This is a genomic window from Bacillus sp. C-3-6, from assembly GCF_054509685.1.
The window spans coordinates 46857-67010 of sequence record NZ_CM137247.1; the positions used below are offsets into that span (position 1 = coordinate 46857).

Consider the following 20154-nt stretch of genomic DNA (forward strand, 5'->3'; position numbering starts at 1 on the left):
TTAATAATTAGGATAGATATATCGTGTTTTAAGTGTTCAATCTAAATTACAGCGAGGTGTAGCGAAGTATATGTCAAAACGTTTAGATGAAATTAAAAGCGAATTAGATCACCATCTTGGACAGCGACTTATGTTAAAAGCAAATAGTGGAAGAAGAAAAACTGTGGAGCAATCAGGTGTACTAGCAGAAACATACCGTTCTGTTTTTGTTGTACAATTGGATCAACAAGAAGATGCGTTGCAACGTGTATCTTATAGTTATGCAGATGTTTTAACAGAGACAGTAGAGTTAACATTTTATGGAGACCCTCATGATGAGGTCATTTTATAATCCGCATATCATTACATATATTCCCATAAATGAAAAGCTATATTATTTTGCATACTAACTATACCGTAGCAAAATAAGGAGGGACTCTGCATTGAGTAGACGAAGAGGTGTCATGTCAAACCAATTTAAAGAAGAGCTAGCAAAAGAGCTTGGCTTTTATGATGTTGTTCAGAAAGAAGGATGGGGCGGAATTCGTGCGAAAGATGCTGGTAACATGGTGAAACGTGCTATAGAAATTGCAGAACAGCAATTAATGAAACGAAACCAGTAGTTGTAAGATACTTTCTATGCTACGGTAGCCGAGGAGACATTCCTCGGCTTTTTGTACTCTAAAAGGTGCCATCATTTTACATAAGTAGTTTCATTCTGAATGCTTTTCGTTATAATTAGGGAAGTGTCATCGTCTTACTATAAATTTATGGTAAAATAAACGATAAAAGATTGAGTACATAGAGTGGGTGAATAGATTGAAGCTACTAGTGAAAGCACCAGCAAAGATTAATCTGTCGTTAGATGTACTGGGAAAAAGACAAGACGGATATCATGAAGTGAAAATGATTATGACAACCATTGATTTAGCAGATCGTCTAGAACTAACGGAATTAGCAGAAGACCGTATTGAAATTTTATCCCATAATCGGTATGTCCCAGACGACCAACGAAATTTAGCTTATCAGGCAGCGAAATTATTAAAAGAGAAGTTTAATGTAAAAAAAGGTGTATCTATTACTATTGAAAAAACGATTCCAGTAGCAGCTGGATTAGCAGGTGGAAGTAGTGATGCAGCAGCGACATTACGTGGTCTTAATAAATTATGGAATTTAGGGCTTACAATTGATGAGTTAGCAGAGCTTGGCGCAGAAATTGGATCAGATGTATCTTTCTGTGTATATGGCGGCACAGCAATTGCCACTGGAAGAGGAGAGAAAATTGAGCATATAAAGACTCCGCCTTCTTGTTGGGTTATTTTAGCGAAACCACATATAGGTGTATCTACTGCTGATGTGTATGGAAATTTAAAGTTAAATCGAGTTACACATCCAAATGTAGATAAAATGGTTGATGTCATAAATTCTGGAGATTATAAAGGGATTTGTGATACTGTTGGTAACGTTTTAGAAGATGTAACATTTGGAATGCATCCTGAAGTTGCACGTATTAAATCACAGATGAAGCGATTCGGAGCGGATGCTGTATTGATGAGTGGAAGTGGTCCAACTGTATTTGGACTTGTACACCATGATTCTCGAATGCATCGCATTTATAACGGATTAAAAGGATTTTGTGAACAGGTCTATGCGGTACGTTTATTAGGAGAGCGAGAAACGCTTGAATAAAGACGTATAATACGTTATGATTTGTTTAGAATATTCGTGATTTGAGGTGAGAGTATGAAAATTAGAAGAAGTACAAGATTAGTCGATATGACTTATTACTTGCTACAAAACCCTCGTCAGCTAGTATCTCTCACTTTTTTTGCTGAAAGGTATCAATCGGCTAAGTCTTCCATTAGTGAGGATTTAGTTATTATTAAGCAAACGTTTGAACAACAAGGGGTCGGCACATTGCAAACGATACCAGGAGCAGCAGGAGGAGTGAAATATATACCGTATATAAGTGAAGAAGAGGCAGATCTAATTATTGATGAGCTTTGTGGCTTATTTGAAAATCCAGATCGTATTTTGCCTGGCGGTTACTTATACATGACAGATTTATTGAGTAATCCTCGCCATATTAATGGCGCAGGTCGTTTGTTTGCTTCTGTTTTTGCTAGGCAATCAATTGATGCGGTTATGACAGTGGCAACGAAAGGGATTCCACTTGCTTATGCAGTGGCAAATTACTTAGATGTACCAGTTGTAATTGCAAGGAAAGATAATAAGGTAACAGAAGGTCCGACTGTTAGTATTAACTATGTGTCGGGTTCTTCTAAACGAATTCAAACAATGACGTTAGCAAAACGCAGCCTTCCAGAAGGATCGAATGTTTTAATTATTGATGACTTCATGAAAGCTGGCGGAACGATTCAAGGTATGATGAGTATGTTAGAAGAGTTCAAGGCTAATGTTGTTGGGATTGGTGTATTAGTAGAATCCACAGATATTGAAGAACGACTAATTAATAATTTTGTATCATTAATTCGTCTATCGGAAGTTGATGTGAAAGAAAAAACGATTCAAGTGGAAAAAGGGAATTATTCTCTTGCACCATTTGATGAAGGGCTTGTAGAGGCTGAATAAAAGGTAGAGCAGATAGCTCTATCTTTTTTTATTTTATTTATAGATTATAAAATAGATGGACAAACTGCCTTTCGTACACTATTTTTAAAGAGTAAAATAAATAATAAAAGGGTGAAAAGTATGAAAGTTGTTCAAACAAGCAAGGCACCACAAGCGATTGGACCTTACTCACAAGGGATTATTGTAAATAATATGTTTTATAGCTCAGGACAAATTCCATTAACGGAAAATGGGGAGCTTGTAACAGGAGATGTAACAGTACAAACAGAACAAGTATTTCAAAATTTACAAGCGGTATTAGAGGAAGCGGGTGCTTCATTTGATACAGTCGTAAAAACAACAGTATTTTTAAAGGACATGGATGATTTTAATGCTGTGAATGAAGTATATAGCTCTTATTTCTCTACTCATAAACCAGCTCGATCTTGTGTGCAAGTAGCAAAATTACCGAAAGATGTTTCCGTTGAAATTGAAGTAATCGCCCTAGTTAAGTAACCTTTTGTAAGCGATAACCTCCACTAATCTCTATATTCAACTACATTAAAAATTTTTATCTTAAAAATTTTTAAAAAATTAAAGGGAAAATAGAAAATTTGTGGAATTTATACAAATATATCGCTTATTTAGAAAAGGGTGGTGAACACAAGATGGAAGTGACTGACGTAAGATTACGCCGCGTAAACACAGAAGGCCGCATGAGAGCAATTGCCTCTATTACTTTGGACCATGAATTTGTTGTTCATGATATTCGTGTAATTGATGGTAATAATGGATTATTTGTAGCAATGCCAAGTAAACGTACTCCAGATGGAGAGTTCCGTGACATTGCACATCCGATTAATTCTGGTACACGCTCTAAAATTCAAGATGCGGTTTTAACAGAGTATCATCGTTTAGGCGAGTTAGAAGAGGTTGAGTTTGAAGAAGCAGGTGCTTCGTAAAATTCGAATGAAAAGGGCTTTGACGAAAAGCCTTATAATTTTGTAGCAAACTCCTGTAAGCATTTACAGGAGTTTGTTTTTTTTTGCTTTATATTTGAAAATTTCATAATTCATTAACATAAAAAGAAGAAACTACTAATTTTTTCAAAATCATTTTAAATAGTATAGCTTATTTCTTAAAAAAGATACTAAAGAGTAAAACATCTTATAAGAATTATGGTAAAATTTAATAGTTAAAATGTGTTTCTTGAAATATATGATGATTTAGGATAATATCTTTAATGGATAAATAGGTTGCGATGGAGGGTCTATATGTCAAACAGATTTGCAGTGATTCTAGCTGCAGGTAAAGGCACACGTATGAAGTCTAAGCTATACAAAGTGCTGCATCCTGTATGCGGAAAACCTATGGTACAACACGTAGTCGATCAAGTATCTCAATTAGGATTGCAGAAACTTGTAACGGTTGTTGGGCATGGTGCTGAAATGGTACAAGAACAGCTAGGAAACGTAAGTGAGTTTGCATTACAAGCAGAACAACTTGGTACAGCACATGCTGTAGATCAAGCTGCAAGTGTACTTGCAAATGAAGAAGGAACAACTTTAGTTATTTGTGGGGATACGCCGCTAATAACTGCTGAAACGATGGAAGCATTACTTCAGCAACATAAAGAAGCAGGAGCAATGGCGACGGTGCTAACAGCGTACATAGAAGAACCTGCTGGATATGGCCGTATTGTTCGTAATGAGAATGGTCATGTTGAAAAGATTGTTGAGCATAAAGATGCAAATGAGAAAGAATTAGCTATTAAAGAAATCAATACAGGTACGTATTGTTTTGATAATAAGGCTTTATTTGCTTCACTTTCTAAAGTTTCAAATGATAACGTACAAGGTGAATATTACCTTCCAGATGTTATTGAGATTTTAAAAAATGAAGGTCATATCGTATCAGCTTATCAAACAGAGCAGTTCGATGAAACGTTAGGTGTTAACGACAGAGTCGCTCTATCGCAAGCGGAAATTATTATGAAAAACCGTATCAACCGAAAGAACATGGTAAATGGTGTTACAATTATTGATCCAAGTAACACTTATATTTCTGCTGATGCAATTATCGGTAGTGATACAGTTCTTCATCCAGGAACAATTATTGAGGGGAACACTGTAATTGGTTCTGATTGTGAAATTGGACCGCATACAGTAATTCGTGATAGTGAAATTGGAGATCGTACGACAATTCGTCAATCTACTGTACATGATAGTAAACTTGGTACAGAAGTATCGGTTGGTCCATTTGCACACATTCGCCCAGATTCAGTTATTGGAGACGAAGTACGCGTTGGAAATTTCGTGGAAATCAAAAAAACTGTCTTTGGTAATAGAAGTAAAGCTTCACACTTGAGTTATATCGGGGATGCACAAGTTGGAGAAGACGTGAATCTTGGTTGTGGTTCAATTACGGTGAACTATGACGGTAAGAATAAATTCAAAACTGTGATTGGTAATGGGGTATTTATTGGATGTAATTCAAACCTTGTTGCTCCAGTAACAGTTGAAGATGGTGCTTATGTGGCAGCAGGCTCTACAATTACAGAGAATGTTCCATCAAAAGCATTATCGGTAGCACGTGCACGTCAAGTTAACAAAGAAGACTATGTTGATCAATTGCTGAATAAGAAAAAATCATAATGTGGAGGGTTAATCTAGATGTCGACTCAATATCTAAATTCTAATTTGAAAGTATTCTCTTTAAACTCTAATAAGGAACTTGCTGAGCAGATTGCAAAGCATATTGGAGTAGGACTAGGAAAATGTTCTGTTGATCGTTTTAGTGATGGAGAAGTTCAAATTAACATTGAAGAAAGTATCCGTGGTTGCGATGTATTCATTATTCAATCTACAAGCTTCCCAGTAAACGAACATATCATGGAATTACTTATTATGATCGATGCATTAAAACGTGCATCTGCGAAAACAATTAATATTGTTATTCCTTATTATGGTTATGCGCGTCAAGACCGTAAAGCGCGTTCTCGTGAACCAATTACATCGAAACTTGTAGCAAACTTGCTTGAAACAGCAGGTGCAACTCGTGTAATCACTCTAGATTTACATGCTCCACAAATTCAAGGGTTCTTTGATATCCCAATCGACCACTTAATGGGTGTACCGATTCTTTCTGATTACTTTGAAACAAAAGGTCTTAAAGATATCGTAATCGTGTCTCCTGATCATGGTGGTGTAACTCGTGCAAGAAAAATGGCAGATCGTCTAAAAGCGCCAATCGCTATTATTGATAAGCGTCGTCCTCGCCCGAACGTATCAGAGGTAATGAACATTATCGGTAATATTGAAGGCAAAACAGCGATTTTAATTGATGACATCATTGATACAGCTGGTACAATTACATTAGCAGCAAACGCTCTTGTTGAGAACGGTGCTTCTGAAGTATATGCTTGCTGTACACACCCAGTATTATCTGGCCCAGCAATTGAGCGTATTCAAAATTCAAATATTAAAGAGTTAGTTGTAACGAACTCTATCGTATTACCAGAAGAGAAGAAAATCGACAAAGTACATGAACTTTCAGTTGCTCCATTAATTGGAGAAGCAATCATTCGTGTATACGAAGAAGAATCTGTGAGTGTATTATTCAATTAATTGGATAGAATGAGACGTAACCAATTTTGGTTACGTCTTTTCGTATCGAAAAAAGAAAGTAGTGGTACAAGAATGAAATTGATAGTAGGACTTGGGAACCCAGGTAGAGAATATGAATTAACAAGGCATAATATTGGATTTATGGCCATTGATGAACTTGCGAAGCGTTGGAACATTTCTTTGAATGAACAAAAATTTAAAGGTGTATTTGGTGCAGGGTTTGTTAATGGAGAAAAGGTAATCTTATTAAAGCCGCTAACATATATGAATTTATCTGGGGAAAGTATTCGTCCACTCATGGATTATTATAAAATTGATGTTGAGGACTTCGTTGTTATGTACGACGATTTAGACATTCCTGTAGGTAAATTGCGTCTTCGCATGAAAGGTAGTGCTGGTGGACATAATGGTGTAAAGTCAACGATTTCACACCTAGGAACACAAGAATTTCAACGTATCCGTATGGGAATCGATCGCCCGAAAAATGGAATGAAGGTAGTCGATTATGTATTAGGACGCTTTACATCTGAAGAGATTCCGGATGTTAACCATTCTATTGAAAAAGCAGCGGATGCATGTGAAGAGTGGCTAAATAAGCCTTTTCTCCAAATCATGAATACTTTCAATAGTTAAAAATGAGATTGGGAATATTTCTCTTTTGTTTTACCCATACTAGTAGTAATTGAATTTTTAGGAGGCTAGTATGGAAGGGTATTATTATTGCAGACACTGCGGAGGTAATGTAGGCTCCATTAACGCAGAAAAAGTATATAGCGACGTTTTATTTCAACTAACAGAGCAAGAAGTAGTAGAGATGATTCATTTTCATGAGAATGGAAATATATATATAAAAACAATTTGTGAATCGTGTCAAGAAACGCTCGCATCTTATCCTGAGTATTATGAGTATGAAAAATTTCTGCAATAAAATGTTGTCGCTTTGGCATGTCCAAAGCATTTTTCTGTTTTCCTTTTCCAAAATATTTGCATAAAATAGAATGACTTGCTCTTTATGTTGAGAGGAGTTTTAAAAATGATAGGTTTATTAGAGCAATTTTATAAAAATGAAGAGATACAATCGGTTATTAATGGATTAGAAGATGGGTTAAAAGAACAACTTATATCAGGGATGGCAACGTCTTCTCGTTCATTATTAATGGCGGCTTTATATAAAAAAACAAAAAAATCACAATTAATCGTTACACATAACTTATACCAAGCACAAAAAGTACATGAAGATTTAGTGGCGTTACTTGGTGAAAAAGATGTGTGGCTATATCCAGTGAATGAACTGATAGCATCGGAAATTGGGGTTGCAAGTCCAGAATTGAAGGCGCAACGTATAGAAGTGTTAAATCGCTTGGCTGCGGGAGAGAATGGAATCATTGTAGCGCCAGTGGCAGGATTGCGTAGATTTTTACCAATAAAAGAATTGTGGAAGCAAAAGCAAGTTGAAATCAATCTAGGGCAAGAGATTGATTTAGATGCGCTCTTGCATACTTTACATCATATTGGCTATGAACGTAAGTCGATGGTAGAAGCTCCAGGGGAGTTCAGTTTGCGCGGGGGAATATTAGATATTTATCCTTTAACTGAAGAACTACCATTTCGTATTGAATTTTTTGATACAGAAGTCGATTCTATTCGATTATTTGATGTGGATGAACAGCGTTCTCAAGGTAAAAAAGAAAGCGTTAGGTTTGGTCCGGCAACAGAGTTTTTATTTTCACAGGAAGAATTAAAATCAGGAATTCAGCATCTTGAAGAAGGTTTGACTAAGACGATGCAAAAACTTTCTGATGATAAACTAAAGACTACAGTGCTTGAGACGGTAAGTCATGAAATTGAGATGTTGAAAAACGGGCAAAGTATAGAACAGATGTTTAAATACTTATCTATTTTCTATAAAGAACCTGCTAGTCTGATAGATTATTTACCAGAAGATGGTGTTGTAATTTTAGATGAGATTTCCCGTATTCAAGAAACAGCATCACATCTTGAAACAGAAGAGGCGGAATGGTATATATCACTTCTTGGTGAAGGAACAATTATTCAAGATTTATCTTTCTCTCACGCATTTGAGGGGTTTCTTCATCATAAAAAAAGAAGTTTTGTATATTTAACGTTATTCTTGCGTCATATCGCACACACACATCCGCAAAATATTGTAAATGTAACATGTAAAACAATGCAAGATTTCCATGGACAGATGAATTTGTTAAAAACAGAAATTGATAGATGGAATGAAGGGCATTTTACGACTGTTGTACTTGGAACAGATGATGAACGTGTGAAGAAATTACAACATATTTTAAGTGATTATGATATTGAGGCAGATATTGTAGAAGGCACAGATATCTTATTGCCTGGAAGGCTACAAATTGCTGTAGGTGATTTACATGCAGGGTTTGAAATGCCGATGCAAAAGCTTGTTGTCATTACTGAAAAGGAGCTTTTTCATAAGAAAGTTAAAAAATCACAACGTAAACAAAAGTTATCGAATGCTGAACGTATTAAAAGTTATTCGGAATTAAAAGTTGGAGATTATGTAGTTCACGTAAATCATGGTATAGGTAAATTTTTAGGTATTGAGACATTAGAGATTAATGGTGTTCATAAAGATTATTTAAATATTAAATATCAAGGTAATGATAAGTTATACGTTCCAATTGAACAAATTGATCAAGTCCAAAAATATGTAGGGTCTGAAGGTAAGGATCCGAAAGTTTACAAATTAGGCGGAAATGATTGGAAAAAGGTTAAAACGAAAGTTGAAAAATCTGTACAAGACATTGCGGATGACCTAATTAAACTATATGCTGAGCGCGAAGCTTCAAAAGGCTATGCATATACGCCAGATACGGCAGAACAACAAGAGTTCGAATCATCTTTCCCATATCAAGAGACAGAGGATCAGTTACGTTCTATTGACGAGATTAAAAAAGATATGGAACGCGGACGCCCGATGGATAGGCTCCTTTGTGGTGATGTAGGGTATGGAAAGACGGAAGTGGCTATTCGTGCGGCATTTAAAGCAATTATGGATGAAAAACAAGTTGCAATTTTAGTACCGACAACGATTCTTGCGCAGCAACACTATGAAACAATTCGAGAGCGTTTTCAAGATTATCCAATCAATATAGGATTATTAAGTAGATTCCGTACGAGAAAACAACAAAATGAAACGATTAAGGGCTTAAAGGATGGCACAATAGATATTGTAATCGGAACACATCGTATTTTATCTAAAGATGTCACTTATAAAGATTTAGGGCTTCTTATTATTGATGAAGAACAAAGATTTGGTGTGACGCATAAAGAAAAAATTAAACAATTGAAGGCGAATGTTGACGTATTAACATTAACGGCAACTCCGATTCCGCGGACGCTTCATATGTCTATGCTTGGTGTGCGCGACTTATCTGTTATTGAGACACCGCCAGAAAATCGTTTCCCAGTCCAAACGTATGTAGTAGAGTATAATCCAGCATTAATGCGAGAGGCGATAGAGCGAGAGCTTGCAAGAGGCGGTCAAATTTACTTCCTATATAACCGTGTAGAGGATATTGAAAGAAAAGCAGATGAAATTTCGATGTTAGTTCCAGATGCTCGCGTAACGTACGCACATGGGAAAATGAACGAAAGTGAATTAGAGTCTGTTATGCTATCATTTTTAGAAGGACAGCATGATGTTCTTGTAAGTACAACAATTATTGAGACGGGTGTAGATATTCCGAACGTAAATACGTTAATTGTATTTGATGCAGATCGTATGGGGTTATCACAGTTGTACCAGCTTCGTGGGCGTGTTGGACGTTCTAATCGTGTTGCATATGCATACTTTGCCTATAAACGTGACAAAGTGCTGTCAGAAGTTGCAGAGAAGCGTCTGCAAGCAATTAAAGAGTTCACAGAACTTGGATCTGGTTTCAAAATTGCGATGAGAGATTTATCTATTCGTGGAGCAGGTAATTTGTTAGGAGCAGAACAGCATGGGTTTATTGATTCTGTCGGATTTGATCTATATTCTCAAATGTTAAAAGATGCAATTGAACAGCGAAGAGGAACAGATGGGGCTGAAAATACAGTTAATGTTGAAATTGACTTAGAGGTAGATGCATACTTACCAGATGCTTATATTTCAGATAGTAAGCAAAAAATTATGATGTATAAACAATTTAGAGGTGTTTCTGCAATTGAGGATATTGAAGAATTGCAGGAAGAAATGATCGATAGATTCGGTGATTACCCACAAGAAGTTGGTTATTTATTACAAATTGCAAATATTAAAGTGTTGGCAATGAAAGAACAAATTGAGTTAATTAAGCAGAATAAATTTGAAGTAACATTCCTGTTTTCTGAACAAGCAAGTCAAAATATTGATGGTGGAAAATTATTCATGCTCGGAAATAGTTTTGGGCGTATGATCGGTCTAGGAATGGAAGGATCACAATTGAAAATTGTTATGAAAACAAATGGCTTAGAGACATCGAAGTGGTTAACAATTGCTGAAAATTTATTAAAAGGCTTACCAGATGTGAAAAAAGAAGTAATAAATGCCTAAAATAAGATAAAAAAATACAATTCGACGTGCATAGAAGAACTAATGTGTAAAATACTATGTCTAACAGTTGGTGATTTTTACATGAACAGGTAAATTCACCACTTTGATCATCAGTAGAAAGTGAGGCAGCATTAGAATGAAAGCAACTGGAATCGTACGTCGAATTGATGATTTAGGCAGGGTAGTAATCCCAAAGGAAATTCGTAGAACTTTACGTATTCGAGAAGGAGACCCACTAGAAATATTTGTTGATCGCGATGGAGAAGTAATTTTAAAGAAGTATTCTCCAATTAGTGAACTAGGTGATTTTGCAAAGGAATATGCTGAGGCTTTATATGACAGCTTAGGACATAATGTGCTTGTCTGTGACCGAGATTCTATCATCGCAGTATCAGGCGTATCGAAAAAAGAATACTTAAATAAAAGTGTTGGCGATCTAATCGAAAAAACGATGGAAGAACGAAAGTCTGTTATTATGACGGACGAAAGTGATATTTCCATTATCGATGGTGTAACAGAAAAGGTTCATTCTTATACAGTTGGACCGATTGTTGCAAACGGAGACCCAATTGGAGCCGTCATTATTTTTTCAAAAGAAGCTATTATAAGCGAAATCGAGCATAAAGCGGTTAATACTGCTGCCAGTTTCTTAGCGAAACAAATGGAACAGTAAGGGTATATTGATTTTAGAAGTAGCAATCTTTCCTAATTATGATCTTTCTTTTTGAGAAATCAATTATTTGGAGATATATGTATATTGAATGAAGGTAGCGCTTTGCTACCTTTTTTCGTTGAATATTTTTAACGTGTAGGGACCTAGTATTACCCGTGGTGTTAAGGGAGTTTGTACTTTTCTTTATGATATAATACGAGAGGTGAGAATAGAAAAAGGAGTTTTCTTGTATGGAAGCGAAGAAGTATCAAGCCTTTTGGCGTGGGGCTATTATATTAACGATTGCAAGTTTTGTTACAAAAGTATTAAGCGCTTTTTACCGTATTCCATATCAAAATATAGCAGGGGATATTGGTTTTTATATTTACCAACAAATTTACCCGTTTTATGGATTTTGTTTAATTTTAGCTACTTATGGGTTTCCTGTTATCATTTCAAAAATGGTTGCAGAACGACTAGAGTGGGGAAAACAGAAAGAAGCAGAAGAAATTATTTGTGTATCTTTTTGGTTTTTATTAGGAATTGGTTTTATAGGTTTCTTTACATTGTTTTTTGGGGCTGAAACAATCGCGATAGCTATGGGCGATATGCACTTAGATAAGTTGCTACGTGTTATTTCATTTTCGTTCTTATTGATGCCGTTTTTGTCTGTAGCAAGAGGGTATTTTCAAGGGTTCAATAATATGATGCCAACGGCTGTTTCGCAAGTAATAGAACAAACAATTCGAGTTTCTATTATTGTATTTTTATCGCTATTCCTAATTGCTCACGGATTTGATTTATATACAGTTGGTGCAGGGGCTATGTTAGGCTCAATTGCGGGTGGACTTATTGGGATTATTGTACTTATGTTGTATATGCGTCGAGATTTTCGTTCCATATTTTTTAAAAGTGTAGCGAGAATTAAGGGTAAAAGGAAGATAATTAAAATCCTTTTTTGGCAGGGGTTAGCGATTTGTGTTAGTAATTTAGTGCTTATTTTTATACAGATGGCTGATTCAATGTCCTTGTACACTTTACTTATTGGTGCGGGAGAACAGGCTGAAAGTGCAAAAGTATTAAAGGGTGTTTATGATAGAAGTATTCCGCTAATGCAATTAGGTACTGTTGTGACGACTTCTTTCTCGTTATCACTTATTCCAATTATTACAGCGGCGAAGGAAAGAGGAGATCTTTCCTTTATTCAAGAAAAGGTAAAGTTAGCAATGAAAATAACATTTGTTATTGGATTTGCAGCAGCTATTGGACTAACTTGTATTATTCAACCTACGAATATTATGTTGTTTGAAAATAGTGATGGATCAGATGTTTTATCTATTTTATCTTTATCTATTTTATTTAGTTCATTGTCAATTACGACGGCTTCTATTTTACAAGGGTTGGGACAAACATTTAAGCCAGCATTATTTGTTGTATTTGGAGGTTGCTTAAAGTTAGCGTTAAATTATATATTCATGCCTTATTTTGGTGTGAAAGGGGCAGCCTTAGCGACTTTATGTGCGTTAATCATAATTTCTGGACTAAATAGTTTGTTGCTTATGAGAGCTGTATCAGGGTCACTTATCAATAAGCGAAATATGTTAGGTGTAGTAATTAGTGGTATCTGTATGGGGTTTGTATTAATGATGTTCACGCGTGTGTTGCAGATGTCTGGATTAGTAATTGATACGGAACATAGAGCGAGCGCGACGCTTGAGGCGTTGTTAGGTGTAGCCATCGGCGGATTGACATATATGTTTTTTATTTTAAAATTACGTGTATTTACAAAAAAAGAATTAGGAACTGTTATGAAACAAGAGAAAAAAGAAGGTTCATTGAAGAAGAGTGGATAGAGGTGACAGGTTGTGAGTGGAATCATTACTGTTTTAGGTTTAGGTGCTGGTGAATTAGATCAGCTAACGATGGGTGTATATCGAAAAATAAAAGAAGCAGACCATCTGTTTGTTAGAACGAAGGAACATCCGGTTATAGAAGAATTAGAGAAAGAAGGCATACAATATACGGCTTTTGATGCTGTATATGAAGCACATGATACGTTTGAAATTGTATATGAAACAATTGCGAATAAATTGCTAGAACAAGCTGAAGGTACAGAAATTATTTATGCGGTTCCGGGACATCCACTTGTAGCAGAAAGAACAGTTCAGCTATTGTTGGAAAAAGGAGACGTTTCAAATGTTGAAGTGCGAATTGAGGGTGGACAAAGTTTCCTTGATCCTATGTTTGCAAGCCTAAAAATTGACCCGATTGAAGGATTTCAATTACTTGATGCTACATCATTTGAAAGAGGGCAATTAGAATTACGTCAACATTTAATCTTTTGCCAAGTATATGATGCATTCGTTGCATCTGATGTGAAATTAACATTAATGGAGATGTTGCCAGATGATTATGAAGTGTATATCGTAACAGCTGCAGGAACTTCATTTGAACAAGTAAAGAAGGTACCGTTGTACATGTTAGATCATGAAACGGAATTGAATAATTTAACAAGTGTGTACGTGCCACCTGTTCAGGAGCGTGCGTCCTTGTATCAACAGTTTGATGTTCTTAGAGAAATTATTGCAGACCTGCGTGGTCCAAATGGTTGTCCGTGGGATAAAAAGCAAACGCATCAATCATTAAAGAAATATTTAATTGAGGAAGCTTATGAGGTGTTGGAAGCAATTGATGAAGAGGATGATGATCACTTAGTAGAAGAATTAGGTGATATATTATTACAAGTTATGCTTCATGCTCAAATCGGAGAAGATGAAGGTTGGTTCTCTATAGATGATATCATTCGAACTCTATCTGAGAAAATGGTTCGTCGCCATCCACATGTATTTGGAAATGCGGATGTAAACAATGCTGATGAAGTGATTGCCAATTGGGAAGAAATTAAAAAACAAGAAAAAGGATTCGTGAAAGAATCTGTTTTAAATGGCGTTCCTAAAAGTTTGCCGCAGTTACTACGCGCCTTTGAAATTCAGAAGAAAGCTGGTAAGGTTGGATTTGATTGGGTTGATGTGCAGCCGATGATAGAGAAAGCTTTGGAAGAATGGCAAGAGTTCCAGCAAGAAGTTACAAACATGGATGAGGAAAAGATGCTAGGTGAGTTTGGTGATTTACTATTTGCATTTGTTAATATAGCCCGTCATTATAAAATAGATCCAGAAGAGGCGTTACGTTCAACTAATGAGAAATTTACTGGTCGTTTTTTATACATGGAGGCAAAAGTAGCTGAAATGAATAAAGAGATGGAAGATTTATCATTAGAACAGTTAGATGTTTTATGGGAAGAAGCGAAACAAACAGAGCGTTAATAGGGGGATTTGATATGCGTCTAGATAAGTTTTTAAAAGTGTCACGTTTAATTAAAAGAAGAACATTAGCGAAAGAAGTAGCTGATCAAGGAAGAATATCTATTAATGGTCAAGTGGCAAAAGCGAGTTCTGATGTGAAAGTAGCTGATGAATTAACAATTCGTTTTGGTCAAAAAATAGTGACTGTAAAAATAAATGAATTGAAAGAAACAACTAAAAAAGAAGATGCAGCAAATATGTATAGCTTAGTTCGTGAAGAAAAAGTAAAAGCGGAAGAAGGCTTGTTCTAAAATTATGTATCCCCTCATACATTACTATTAGCTAGTAAAAACCTATGGGGGGATTTACGTGAATAATGGTTACTCACCTACGTCTTCTAATCAACAAAATGTTTCTGTAGAACATGACATTATTATGCGTGGCAGGCGTATAATTGATATTACCGGTGTGAAGCAGGTAGAGAGTTTTGATAGCGAAGAGTTTTTGCTAGAGACCGTAATGGGTTTTTTAACGATTCGTGGTCAAAATTTACAAATGAAAAATTTAGATGTAGAAAAAGGTATTGTGTCGATTAAAGGGAAAGTTAATGAGATGCTGTATATTGATGAAAATCAAGGGGAAAAAACTAAAGGTTTCTTTAGTAAGTTGTTTAAATGAGTCTAACAATTCAGTTGTATACAATGCTTTCAATGATTGGAATGGGTGCTTGGATTGGAGCGTCTTTAGATACATATCAACGTTTTTTAAAGCGCCAAGAACGTAAACGTTGGCTTGTATTTATACAAGATATATTATTTTGGATTGTCCAAGCATTATTCGTCTTTTATGTATTGCTTCTCGTAAATGAAGCTGAACTACGTATATATGTGTTTTTGGCATTGTTATGTGGTTTTGCGGCATATCAAAGCTTACTGAAAGCACTATACATGAAGCTGTTAAATTTTCTCATCTATATTTTTATGCAAACAACATATTTTTTTGTTCGAATTATACAGCTACTCATGATAAAACCTGTTATTATTATAGCGCAGCTATTTATTGCATTTATATTATTCTTATTTCGTATACTGCTTTCAATTGGACATGTGTTATGGAAAATTGTGATTTGGATATTACTTTTCATATGGAAAGTTTTTTTCTGGCCTGTTCGATTTATTGCTTCGCTCATATGGAAACTTCTCCCTAATCGTGTTAAACTTTTTATAGTGAAACATATAGGGTTCCTGCAATATATAGCAAAATTGAAGGGACATATCTTCCAAATATGGGAGCGTATAAAAAAGAAGTTAGGGGGACCTCGGAAATGAGGGAACTGAGACAAAGAACAATCGAAAAACAGAGTCCAAATCCTGTTAAAGAGCATATAATACAAACGGATGAGAACAGGAAGCGACTTTATCGCCGTTTAGCGGTTTTTCTTGTCTTTACTTTTACAATTATTGCGAGTATTAGTGTAACGTTTTATCAACAAAACAGTTCCATTAAAGCAAAAGAAGCAAAAGTTAAGGACATGAAAAAAGAACTGGATTCATTAACGAATAAAGAAAAAAGTCTAAAAGACGAAGTTCAAAAGTTAAATGATGAAGAGTACGTATTAAAGATTGCTAGAAGGGATTATTTCTTCTCTGGTAAAGGGGAGATAATTTTTCCTGTTTCGAAGTAGAGTATGTCTTATTGACACTATATTTTAGGATTATATATAATAAAGTAAAATTTGACTTTTTAACCACTAAGGAGGAGCATTTTTTTTATGTCAATCGAGGTAGGCAGCAAGTTACAGGGTAAAGTAACAGGTATTACAAATTTTGGGGCTTTTGTGGAGCTGCCAGAAGGCTTAACTGGTCTTGTTCATATTAGTGAAGTTGCTGATAACTATGTAAAAGATATTAACGATCACTTAAAAGTGGGCGACCAAGTAGAAGTAAAAGTTATTAATGTTGAAAAAGATGGAAAGATTGGTTTATCTATCAAAAAAGCGAAAGAACGTGAAAAAACAGAAGGAGATCGTCCACGCGGTGAATACCAACGCGGTGGTGATCAACAACGTTCTGGACGTCCACAACGTAATAATCGCTCTTTCAACAGAGATAATCGTGGTGGCGGTAACGACCGAGCTCCAAAAGAAACATTTGAGCAAAAGATGGCACGCTTCTTAAAGGATAGCGAAGATCGTTTAACTTCTTTAAAGCGTAACACAGAGTCTAAACGTGGTGGCCGTGGCGCACGTCGCGGATAATAAGGCCGTTTAGTTTTTAACATATAGAGAGGTACCCAGGGTGATGGCTCAGGGTGCTTTTTTATATGTGAAAATATATTTTAAAAAAGTTTTCAAGATGTGTTGACTTTAAATAATATCTGATGTAAGATACTAATTGTCCGTTAAATAAGACGACATGGCGGTGTAGCTCAGCTGGCTAGAGCGTACGGTTCATACCCGTGAGGTCGGGGGTTCGATCCCCTCCGCCGCTATATTTATTTTAACGGCCCGTTGGTCAAGTGGTTAAGACACCGCCCTTTCACGGCGGTAACACGGGTTCGAATCCCGTACGGGTCATCTAAAAAGATCATGCAAATTTGCATGATCTTTTTTTGTTAAATGGATTAAGACATACAACACTTCTACAAAATCACCCTATATTTTCTGAATATTTAATTAAAAAATCAAGGATAACTTACATACCGTGTATATCTGTAGAGTTATTTCGAATAAAAAGTCGAACGATTATAAAAGTGAAAACTGTTGTTTTGACAAAAATCCCAACAATCATCTTTTATAATGACAGTAATTAAACTATGCAGGTGGTGTTAAAAATATGCCTAAAGCAGGAAGGAATACTATGAATACAAGTGCATTGGCAATGAATGAGAGTCAGCTTGGAGGAATAAAGTGGACGAGTAAGTTGCGAATGAAATTCGAACAAGTTTTCTTTAGATGGGGATTTATTATTGTTGTTATTGGTTTTCTTTTGGGAAGAGCATATATATTAACAAATATTTTACCGTTTGCACTACCGTTTTTTGCTGCTGTTTATGTTATGAAGCGGGATAAGATGCCGCTAGCATTTTTAGCTCTAATGGGAGGAGCTCTTTCAGTCTCGATAGATAATTTGTTTTTTACTTTTGCATCTATCTTTACTTTCTTCATTTATAATATCTTCTTTAGTAGATTTACACGTAAAACCGTTGGACTTGTTCCGTTTCAAGTATTTATCTCCGCATTAACCGCACACTTAGTTGTTGTATATTTTGCGCAACAAACTGTCACCATGTACGATTTACTCGTTAGTACCATTGAGGCTGGGCTTAGTTTCGTATTAACTATGATATTTTTACAAAGTGTCCCGCTTTTAGTGGAAAGGAAAGGAAAACAACAGGCGTTAGAGACAGAAGAAATTGTTTGTTTGATTATATTACTAGCATCTGTTTTAACGGGTACAACAGATTGGTTTGTATATGATGCTTCTATTCAACATATTTTTACAAGGTATTTAGTACTAGTATTTGCATTTATTGCGGGTGCTGCTACAGGATCTACAGTGGGGGTCGTAACAGGATTGATATTAAGTTTAGCAAATGTGTCTAGTTTGTCTCAGCTTAGCCTTCTCGCTTTTTCTGGATTACTTGGTGGGTTGTTAAAAGAAGGGAAGCGTTTAGGTGTTAGTTTAGGTTTATTAATAGGGACAAGCTTAATTACATTATATGTAGACAAGCAGACAAATATTGTAACAACTTTAATTGAGTCAGGTGTAGCGATTGCTATCTTCTTATTAACGCCAAAGCTTGTTTTGGATCGTATTGCTAAATTTATGCCGGGTACACAAGAGCATTCGCAAGATCAACAACAATATTTAAGAAGGATGCGTGATGTTACAGCGAACAAAATCAACCAATTCGCAAATGTATTTGCTGCTTTATCTAATAGTTTTTCTGTATATGGGTATGTAGAGGAAGAAGATAAAGAGACAGAAGCAGATTTGTTTTTGAGTACAATTACTGCGAAAACATGTCAAACGTGCTTTAAAAAGGATCAATGCTGGGTAGTGAATTTCGATAAAACGTACGATTATATGAAACAAATAATGAATGAAACGGAAGAAGGAACCCTGCAACATAATCGTAAATTAGTTCGTGAGTGGGACAAGCATTGTGTGAGAGGGAAAAAAGTGACGGATTTAGTAGCGGGTGAATTAGATCACTTCTATGAGGGACAAAAATTGCGAAAACAAATGAAGGAAAATCGTAGAATAGTAGCGGAGCAACTATTAGGTGTATCAAAAGTTATGGAAGATTTTGCTAAGGAGATACAACGAGAGCGTGAAAATCATCAAGTGCAGGAAGAGCAGATTATGCAAGCGTTCCGTGATTTTGGTGTCGAAGTAGAGCATGTTGATATTTATTGTTTAGATAGAGGAAGTATTGATATTGAAATGTTGATTCCAGTTGCATCTAATGAACATGGTGAATGTGAAAAGTTAGTTGCACCGATGCTTTCGGATATCCTTAAAGAAAATATTGTCGTTAAACATGAAGAAAAGTCTTCTTATCCGAATGGCCACAGTTTAATATCATTTGGTTCGGCGAAGACGTATTCTCTTGATACAGGATTGGCTACAGCCGCAAAAGGCGGTGGGTTTGTTTCGGGTGACTCTTATGCAATGATGGATTTAAGTGTTGGTAAATACGCACTTGCGATTAGTGATGGTATGGGTAATGGGCAAAGAGCTCATATGGAAAGTAAGGAAACGGTGAAATTATTACAAAAAATACTCCAATCGGGTATTGATGAAGAAATAGCTATTAAGTCTATCAATTCAATTCTTTCTTTGAGAACGACAGAAGAGATGTTTACAACATTAGATTTAGCTATGGTAGATTTGCGGGATGCGAGTGCTAGGTTTTTAAAGATTGGATCAACGCCGAGTTTTGTTAAACGCGCGAATAATATTTTGAAAATTGAAGCAAGTAATTTACCGATGGGAATCATCGAAGATGTTGAAGTTGATGTGGTGGGTGAACAATTAAAAACGGGCGATATCCTTATTATGATGAGCGATGGGATTTTTGAGGGCGCGCAGCATGTAGAGAATCATGAATTATGGATGAAGCGGAAAATTAAAGAATTGCAAACCGAAGACCCGCAAGAAATTGCTGATATCATTATGGAAGAAGTGATTCGCTCTTGTGATGGTTATATAAATGATGATATGACTATTGTGGTGGCAAAAGTGAAGAAAAATATGCCGAAGTGGGCTACGATTCCGATTGTAGGAATGCAGGCGCAGTAAAATATAAGTGGAATGTTTATCTATAATTTGATTTTAAAAACCTAGGTGAATACCTAGGTTTTTTTGTGGGAAAAGGTAATGTTATTGATTTTATGAATATACACGGAGGATGTAAGATAAAAATGTAATTTTTGTATATCTTTTTTTTGCA

At 35.7% G+C, this 20154-nt stretch carries 20 protein-coding genes and 2 tRNA genes; all 22 read left to right on the forward strand.

The window, feature by feature from the left end; all coding sequences use genetic code 11:
• The first annotated feature begins 70 nt into the window (after positions 1 to 70).
• The 22 genes from veg to spoIIE all read left to right on the forward strand — a co-directional run bounded on the left by veg (position 71) and on the right by spoIIE (position 20003).
• A complete protein-coding gene (veg, locus tag ACW0JX_RS00250; RefSeq protein WP_000044346.1) occupies positions 71 to 331 on the forward strand; it encodes a biofilm formation stimulator Veg in 261 nt (86 codons plus the stop codon).
• Between the two features lie 91 nt (positions 332 to 422).
• Positions 423 to 602 (forward strand): acid-soluble spore protein SspF, encoded by a 180-nt coding sequence (gene sspF, locus ACW0JX_RS00255; protein ID WP_002094215.1) that lies wholly within the window; start codon positions 423 to 425, stop codon positions 600 to 602.
• 196 nt (positions 603 to 798) lie between these two features.
• Positions 799 to 1668 (forward strand): 4-(cytidine 5'-diphospho)-2-C-methyl-D-erythritol kinase, encoded by an 870-nt coding sequence (ispE, locus tag ACW0JX_RS00260; protein WP_000772104.1) that lies wholly within the window; start codon positions 799 to 801, stop codon positions 1666 to 1668.
• Between the two features lie 54 nt (positions 1669 to 1722).
• Positions 1723 to 2571 carry a pur operon repressor gene (gene purR, locus ACW0JX_RS00265; protein ID WP_000702467.1) on the forward strand — a complete coding sequence of 283 codons (849 nt, stop codon included), beginning with the start codon at positions 1723 to 1725 and terminating at the stop codon, positions 2569 to 2571.
• Between the two features lie 120 nt (positions 2572 to 2691).
• Positions 2692 to 3066 carry a RidA family protein gene (locus ACW0JX_RS00270; RefSeq protein ID WP_000869823.1) on the forward strand — a complete coding sequence of 125 codons (375 nt, stop codon included), beginning with the start codon at positions 2692 to 2694 and terminating at the stop codon, positions 3064 to 3066.
• A gap of 152 nt (positions 3067 to 3218) precedes the next feature.
• Positions 3219 to 3512 carry a septation regulator SpoVG gene (gene spoVG, locus ACW0JX_RS00275; RefSeq protein WP_000454041.1) on the forward strand — a complete coding sequence of 98 codons (294 nt, stop codon included), beginning with the start codon at positions 3219 to 3221 and terminating at the stop codon, positions 3510 to 3512.
• A gap of 312 nt (positions 3513 to 3824) precedes the next feature.
• A complete protein-coding gene (gene glmU, locus ACW0JX_RS00280; RefSeq protein WP_000071039.1) occupies positions 3825 to 5204 on the forward strand; it encodes a bifunctional UDP-N-acetylglucosamine diphosphorylase/glucosamine-1-phosphate N-acetyltransferase GlmU in 1380 nt (459 codons plus the stop codon).
• 18 nt (positions 5205 to 5222) lie between these two features.
• Positions 5223 to 6176: a ribose-phosphate diphosphokinase gene (locus ACW0JX_RS00285; protein ID WP_000107420.1), complete on the forward strand. Its 954-nt coding sequence runs from the start codon at positions 5223 to 5225 to the stop codon at positions 6174 to 6176.
• Between the two features lie 72 nt (positions 6177 to 6248).
• On the forward strand, positions 6249 to 6809 hold the full coding sequence (gene pth, locus ACW0JX_RS00290; RefSeq protein ID WP_000767702.1) for an aminoacyl-tRNA hydrolase: 561 nt from the start codon (positions 6249 to 6251) through the stop codon (positions 6807 to 6809).
• A gap of 70 nt (positions 6810 to 6879) precedes the next feature.
• Entirely contained in the window at positions 6880 to 7104 is a 225-nt protein-coding gene (locus ACW0JX_RS00295; RefSeq protein ID WP_000399438.1) for an anti-sigma-F factor Fin family protein, read from the forward strand.
• 105 nt (positions 7105 to 7209) lie between these two features.
• The gene (gene mfd / locus ACW0JX_RS00300; RefSeq protein WP_000579684.1) at positions 7210 to 10740 is read left to right on the forward strand and encodes a transcription-repair coupling factor; all 3531 of its coding nucleotides are present in this window, start codon (positions 7210 to 7212) and stop codon (positions 10738 to 10740) included.
• Between the two features lie 136 nt (positions 10741 to 10876).
• Positions 10877 to 11413, forward strand: a complete 537-nt coding sequence (gene spoVT / locus ACW0JX_RS00305; RefSeq protein WP_000648306.1) for a stage V sporulation protein T — start codon at positions 10877 to 10879, stop codon at positions 11411 to 11413.
• 230 nt (positions 11414 to 11643) lie between these two features.
• Positions 11644 to 13245 (forward strand): putative polysaccharide biosynthesis protein, encoded by a 1602-nt coding sequence (locus ACW0JX_RS00310; protein WP_089170257.1) that lies wholly within the window; start codon positions 11644 to 11646, stop codon positions 13243 to 13245.
• A 12-nt stretch (positions 13246 to 13257) separates the two neighbouring features.
• Positions 13258 to 14718: a bifunctional methyltransferase/pyrophosphohydrolase YabN gene (yabN, locus tag ACW0JX_RS00315; RefSeq protein ID WP_459245250.1), complete on the forward strand. Its 1461-nt coding sequence runs from the start codon at positions 13258 to 13260 to the stop codon at positions 14716 to 14718.
• A 14-nt stretch (positions 14719 to 14732) separates the two neighbouring features.
• Positions 14733 to 15008, forward strand: a complete 276-nt coding sequence (locus tag ACW0JX_RS00320) for an RNA-binding S4 domain-containing protein (RefSeq protein WP_001234876.1) — start codon at positions 14733 to 14735, stop codon at positions 15006 to 15008.
• Between the two features lie 58 nt (positions 15009 to 15066).
• On the forward strand, positions 15067 to 15375 hold the full coding sequence (gene yabP, locus ACW0JX_RS00325; RefSeq protein ID WP_001059104.1) for a sporulation protein YabP: 309 nt from the start codon (positions 15067 to 15069) through the stop codon (positions 15373 to 15375).
• The gene (gene yabQ / locus ACW0JX_RS00330) at positions 15372 to 16025 is read left to right on the forward strand and encodes a spore cortex biosynthesis protein YabQ (protein WP_000059781.1); all 654 of its coding nucleotides are present in this window, start codon (positions 15372 to 15374) and stop codon (positions 16023 to 16025) included. Before yabP ends, yabQ begins: the two co-directional genes overlap by 4 nt.
• Positions 16022 to 16381: a cell division protein DivIC gene (gene divIC, locus ACW0JX_RS00335; RefSeq protein ID WP_001208739.1), complete on the forward strand. Its 360-nt coding sequence runs from the start codon at positions 16022 to 16024 to the stop codon at positions 16379 to 16381. The genes yabQ and divIC overlap by 4 nt, the downstream gene beginning before the upstream one ends.
• A gap of 87 nt (positions 16382 to 16468) precedes the next feature.
• A complete protein-coding gene (locus ACW0JX_RS00340) occupies positions 16469 to 16954 on the forward strand; it encodes a S1 domain-containing RNA-binding protein (RefSeq protein ID WP_000021451.1) in 486 nt (161 codons plus the stop codon).
• Positions 16955 to 17113: 159 nt separating this feature from the next.
• Positions 17114 to 17187 (forward strand) — tRNA-Met (locus ACW0JX_RS00345).
• Positions 17188 to 17200: 13 nt separating this feature from the next.
• Positions 17201 to 17272: transfer RNA gene (locus ACW0JX_RS00350), tRNA-Glu, on the forward strand.
• Positions 17273 to 17531: 259 nt separating this feature from the next.
• Positions 17532 to 20003, forward strand: coding sequence for a stage II sporulation protein E (gene spoIIE / locus ACW0JX_RS00355; protein ID WP_001123550.1), 2472 nt, complete (start codon positions 17532 to 17534; stop codon positions 20001 to 20003).
• Positions 20004 to 20154 lie beyond the last annotated feature (151 nt).

Coding starts and splice junctions, on each gene's coding strand:
- veg (WP_000044346.1), top strand. CDS start 71: ATGTCAAAACGTTTAGATGAAATTAAAAGCGAATTAGATCACCATCTT.
- purR (WP_000702467.1), top strand. CDS start 1,723: ATGAAAATTAGAAGAAGTACAAGATTAGTCGATATGACTTATTACTTG.
- ACW0JX_RS00270 (WP_000869823.1), top strand. CDS start 2,692: ATGAAAGTTGTTCAAACAAGCAAGGCACCACAAGCGATTGGACCTTAC.
- spoVG (WP_000454041.1), top strand. CDS start 3,219: ATGGAAGTGACTGACGTAAGATTACGCCGCGTAAACACAGAAGGCCGC.
- glmU (WP_000071039.1), top strand. CDS start 3,825: ATGTCAAACAGATTTGCAGTGATTCTAGCTGCAGGTAAAGGCACACGT.
- ACW0JX_RS00285 (WP_000107420.1), top strand. CDS start 5,223: ATGTCGACTCAATATCTAAATTCTAATTTGAAAGTATTCTCTTTAAAC.
- pth (WP_000767702.1), top strand. CDS start 6,249: ATGAAATTGATAGTAGGACTTGGGAACCCAGGTAGAGAATATGAATTA.
- ACW0JX_RS00295 (WP_000399438.1), top strand. CDS start 6,880: ATGGAAGGGTATTATTATTGCAGACACTGCGGAGGTAATGTAGGCTCC.
- mfd (WP_000579684.1), top strand. CDS start 7,210: ATGATAGGTTTATTAGAGCAATTTTATAAAAATGAAGAGATACAATCG.
- spoVT (WP_000648306.1), top strand. CDS start 10,877: ATGAAAGCAACTGGAATCGTACGTCGAATTGATGATTTAGGCAGGGTA.
- ACW0JX_RS00310 (WP_089170257.1), top strand. CDS start 11,644: ATGGAAGCGAAGAAGTATCAAGCCTTTTGGCGTGGGGCTATTATATTA.
- ACW0JX_RS00320 (WP_001234876.1), top strand. CDS start 14,733: ATGCGTCTAGATAAGTTTTTAAAAGTGTCACGTTTAATTAAAAGAAGA.
- yabQ (WP_000059781.1), top strand. CDS start 15,372: ATGAGTCTAACAATTCAGTTGTATACAATGCTTTCAATGATTGGAATG.
- divIC (WP_001208739.1), top strand. CDS start 16,022: ATGAGGGAACTGAGACAAAGAACAATCGAAAAACAGAGTCCAAATCCT.
- ACW0JX_RS00340 (WP_000021451.1), top strand. CDS start 16,469: ATGTCAATCGAGGTAGGCAGCAAGTTACAGGGTAAAGTAACAGGTATT.
- spoIIE (WP_001123550.1), top strand. CDS start 17,532: ATGCCTAAAGCAGGAAGGAATACTATGAATACAAGTGCATTGGCAATG.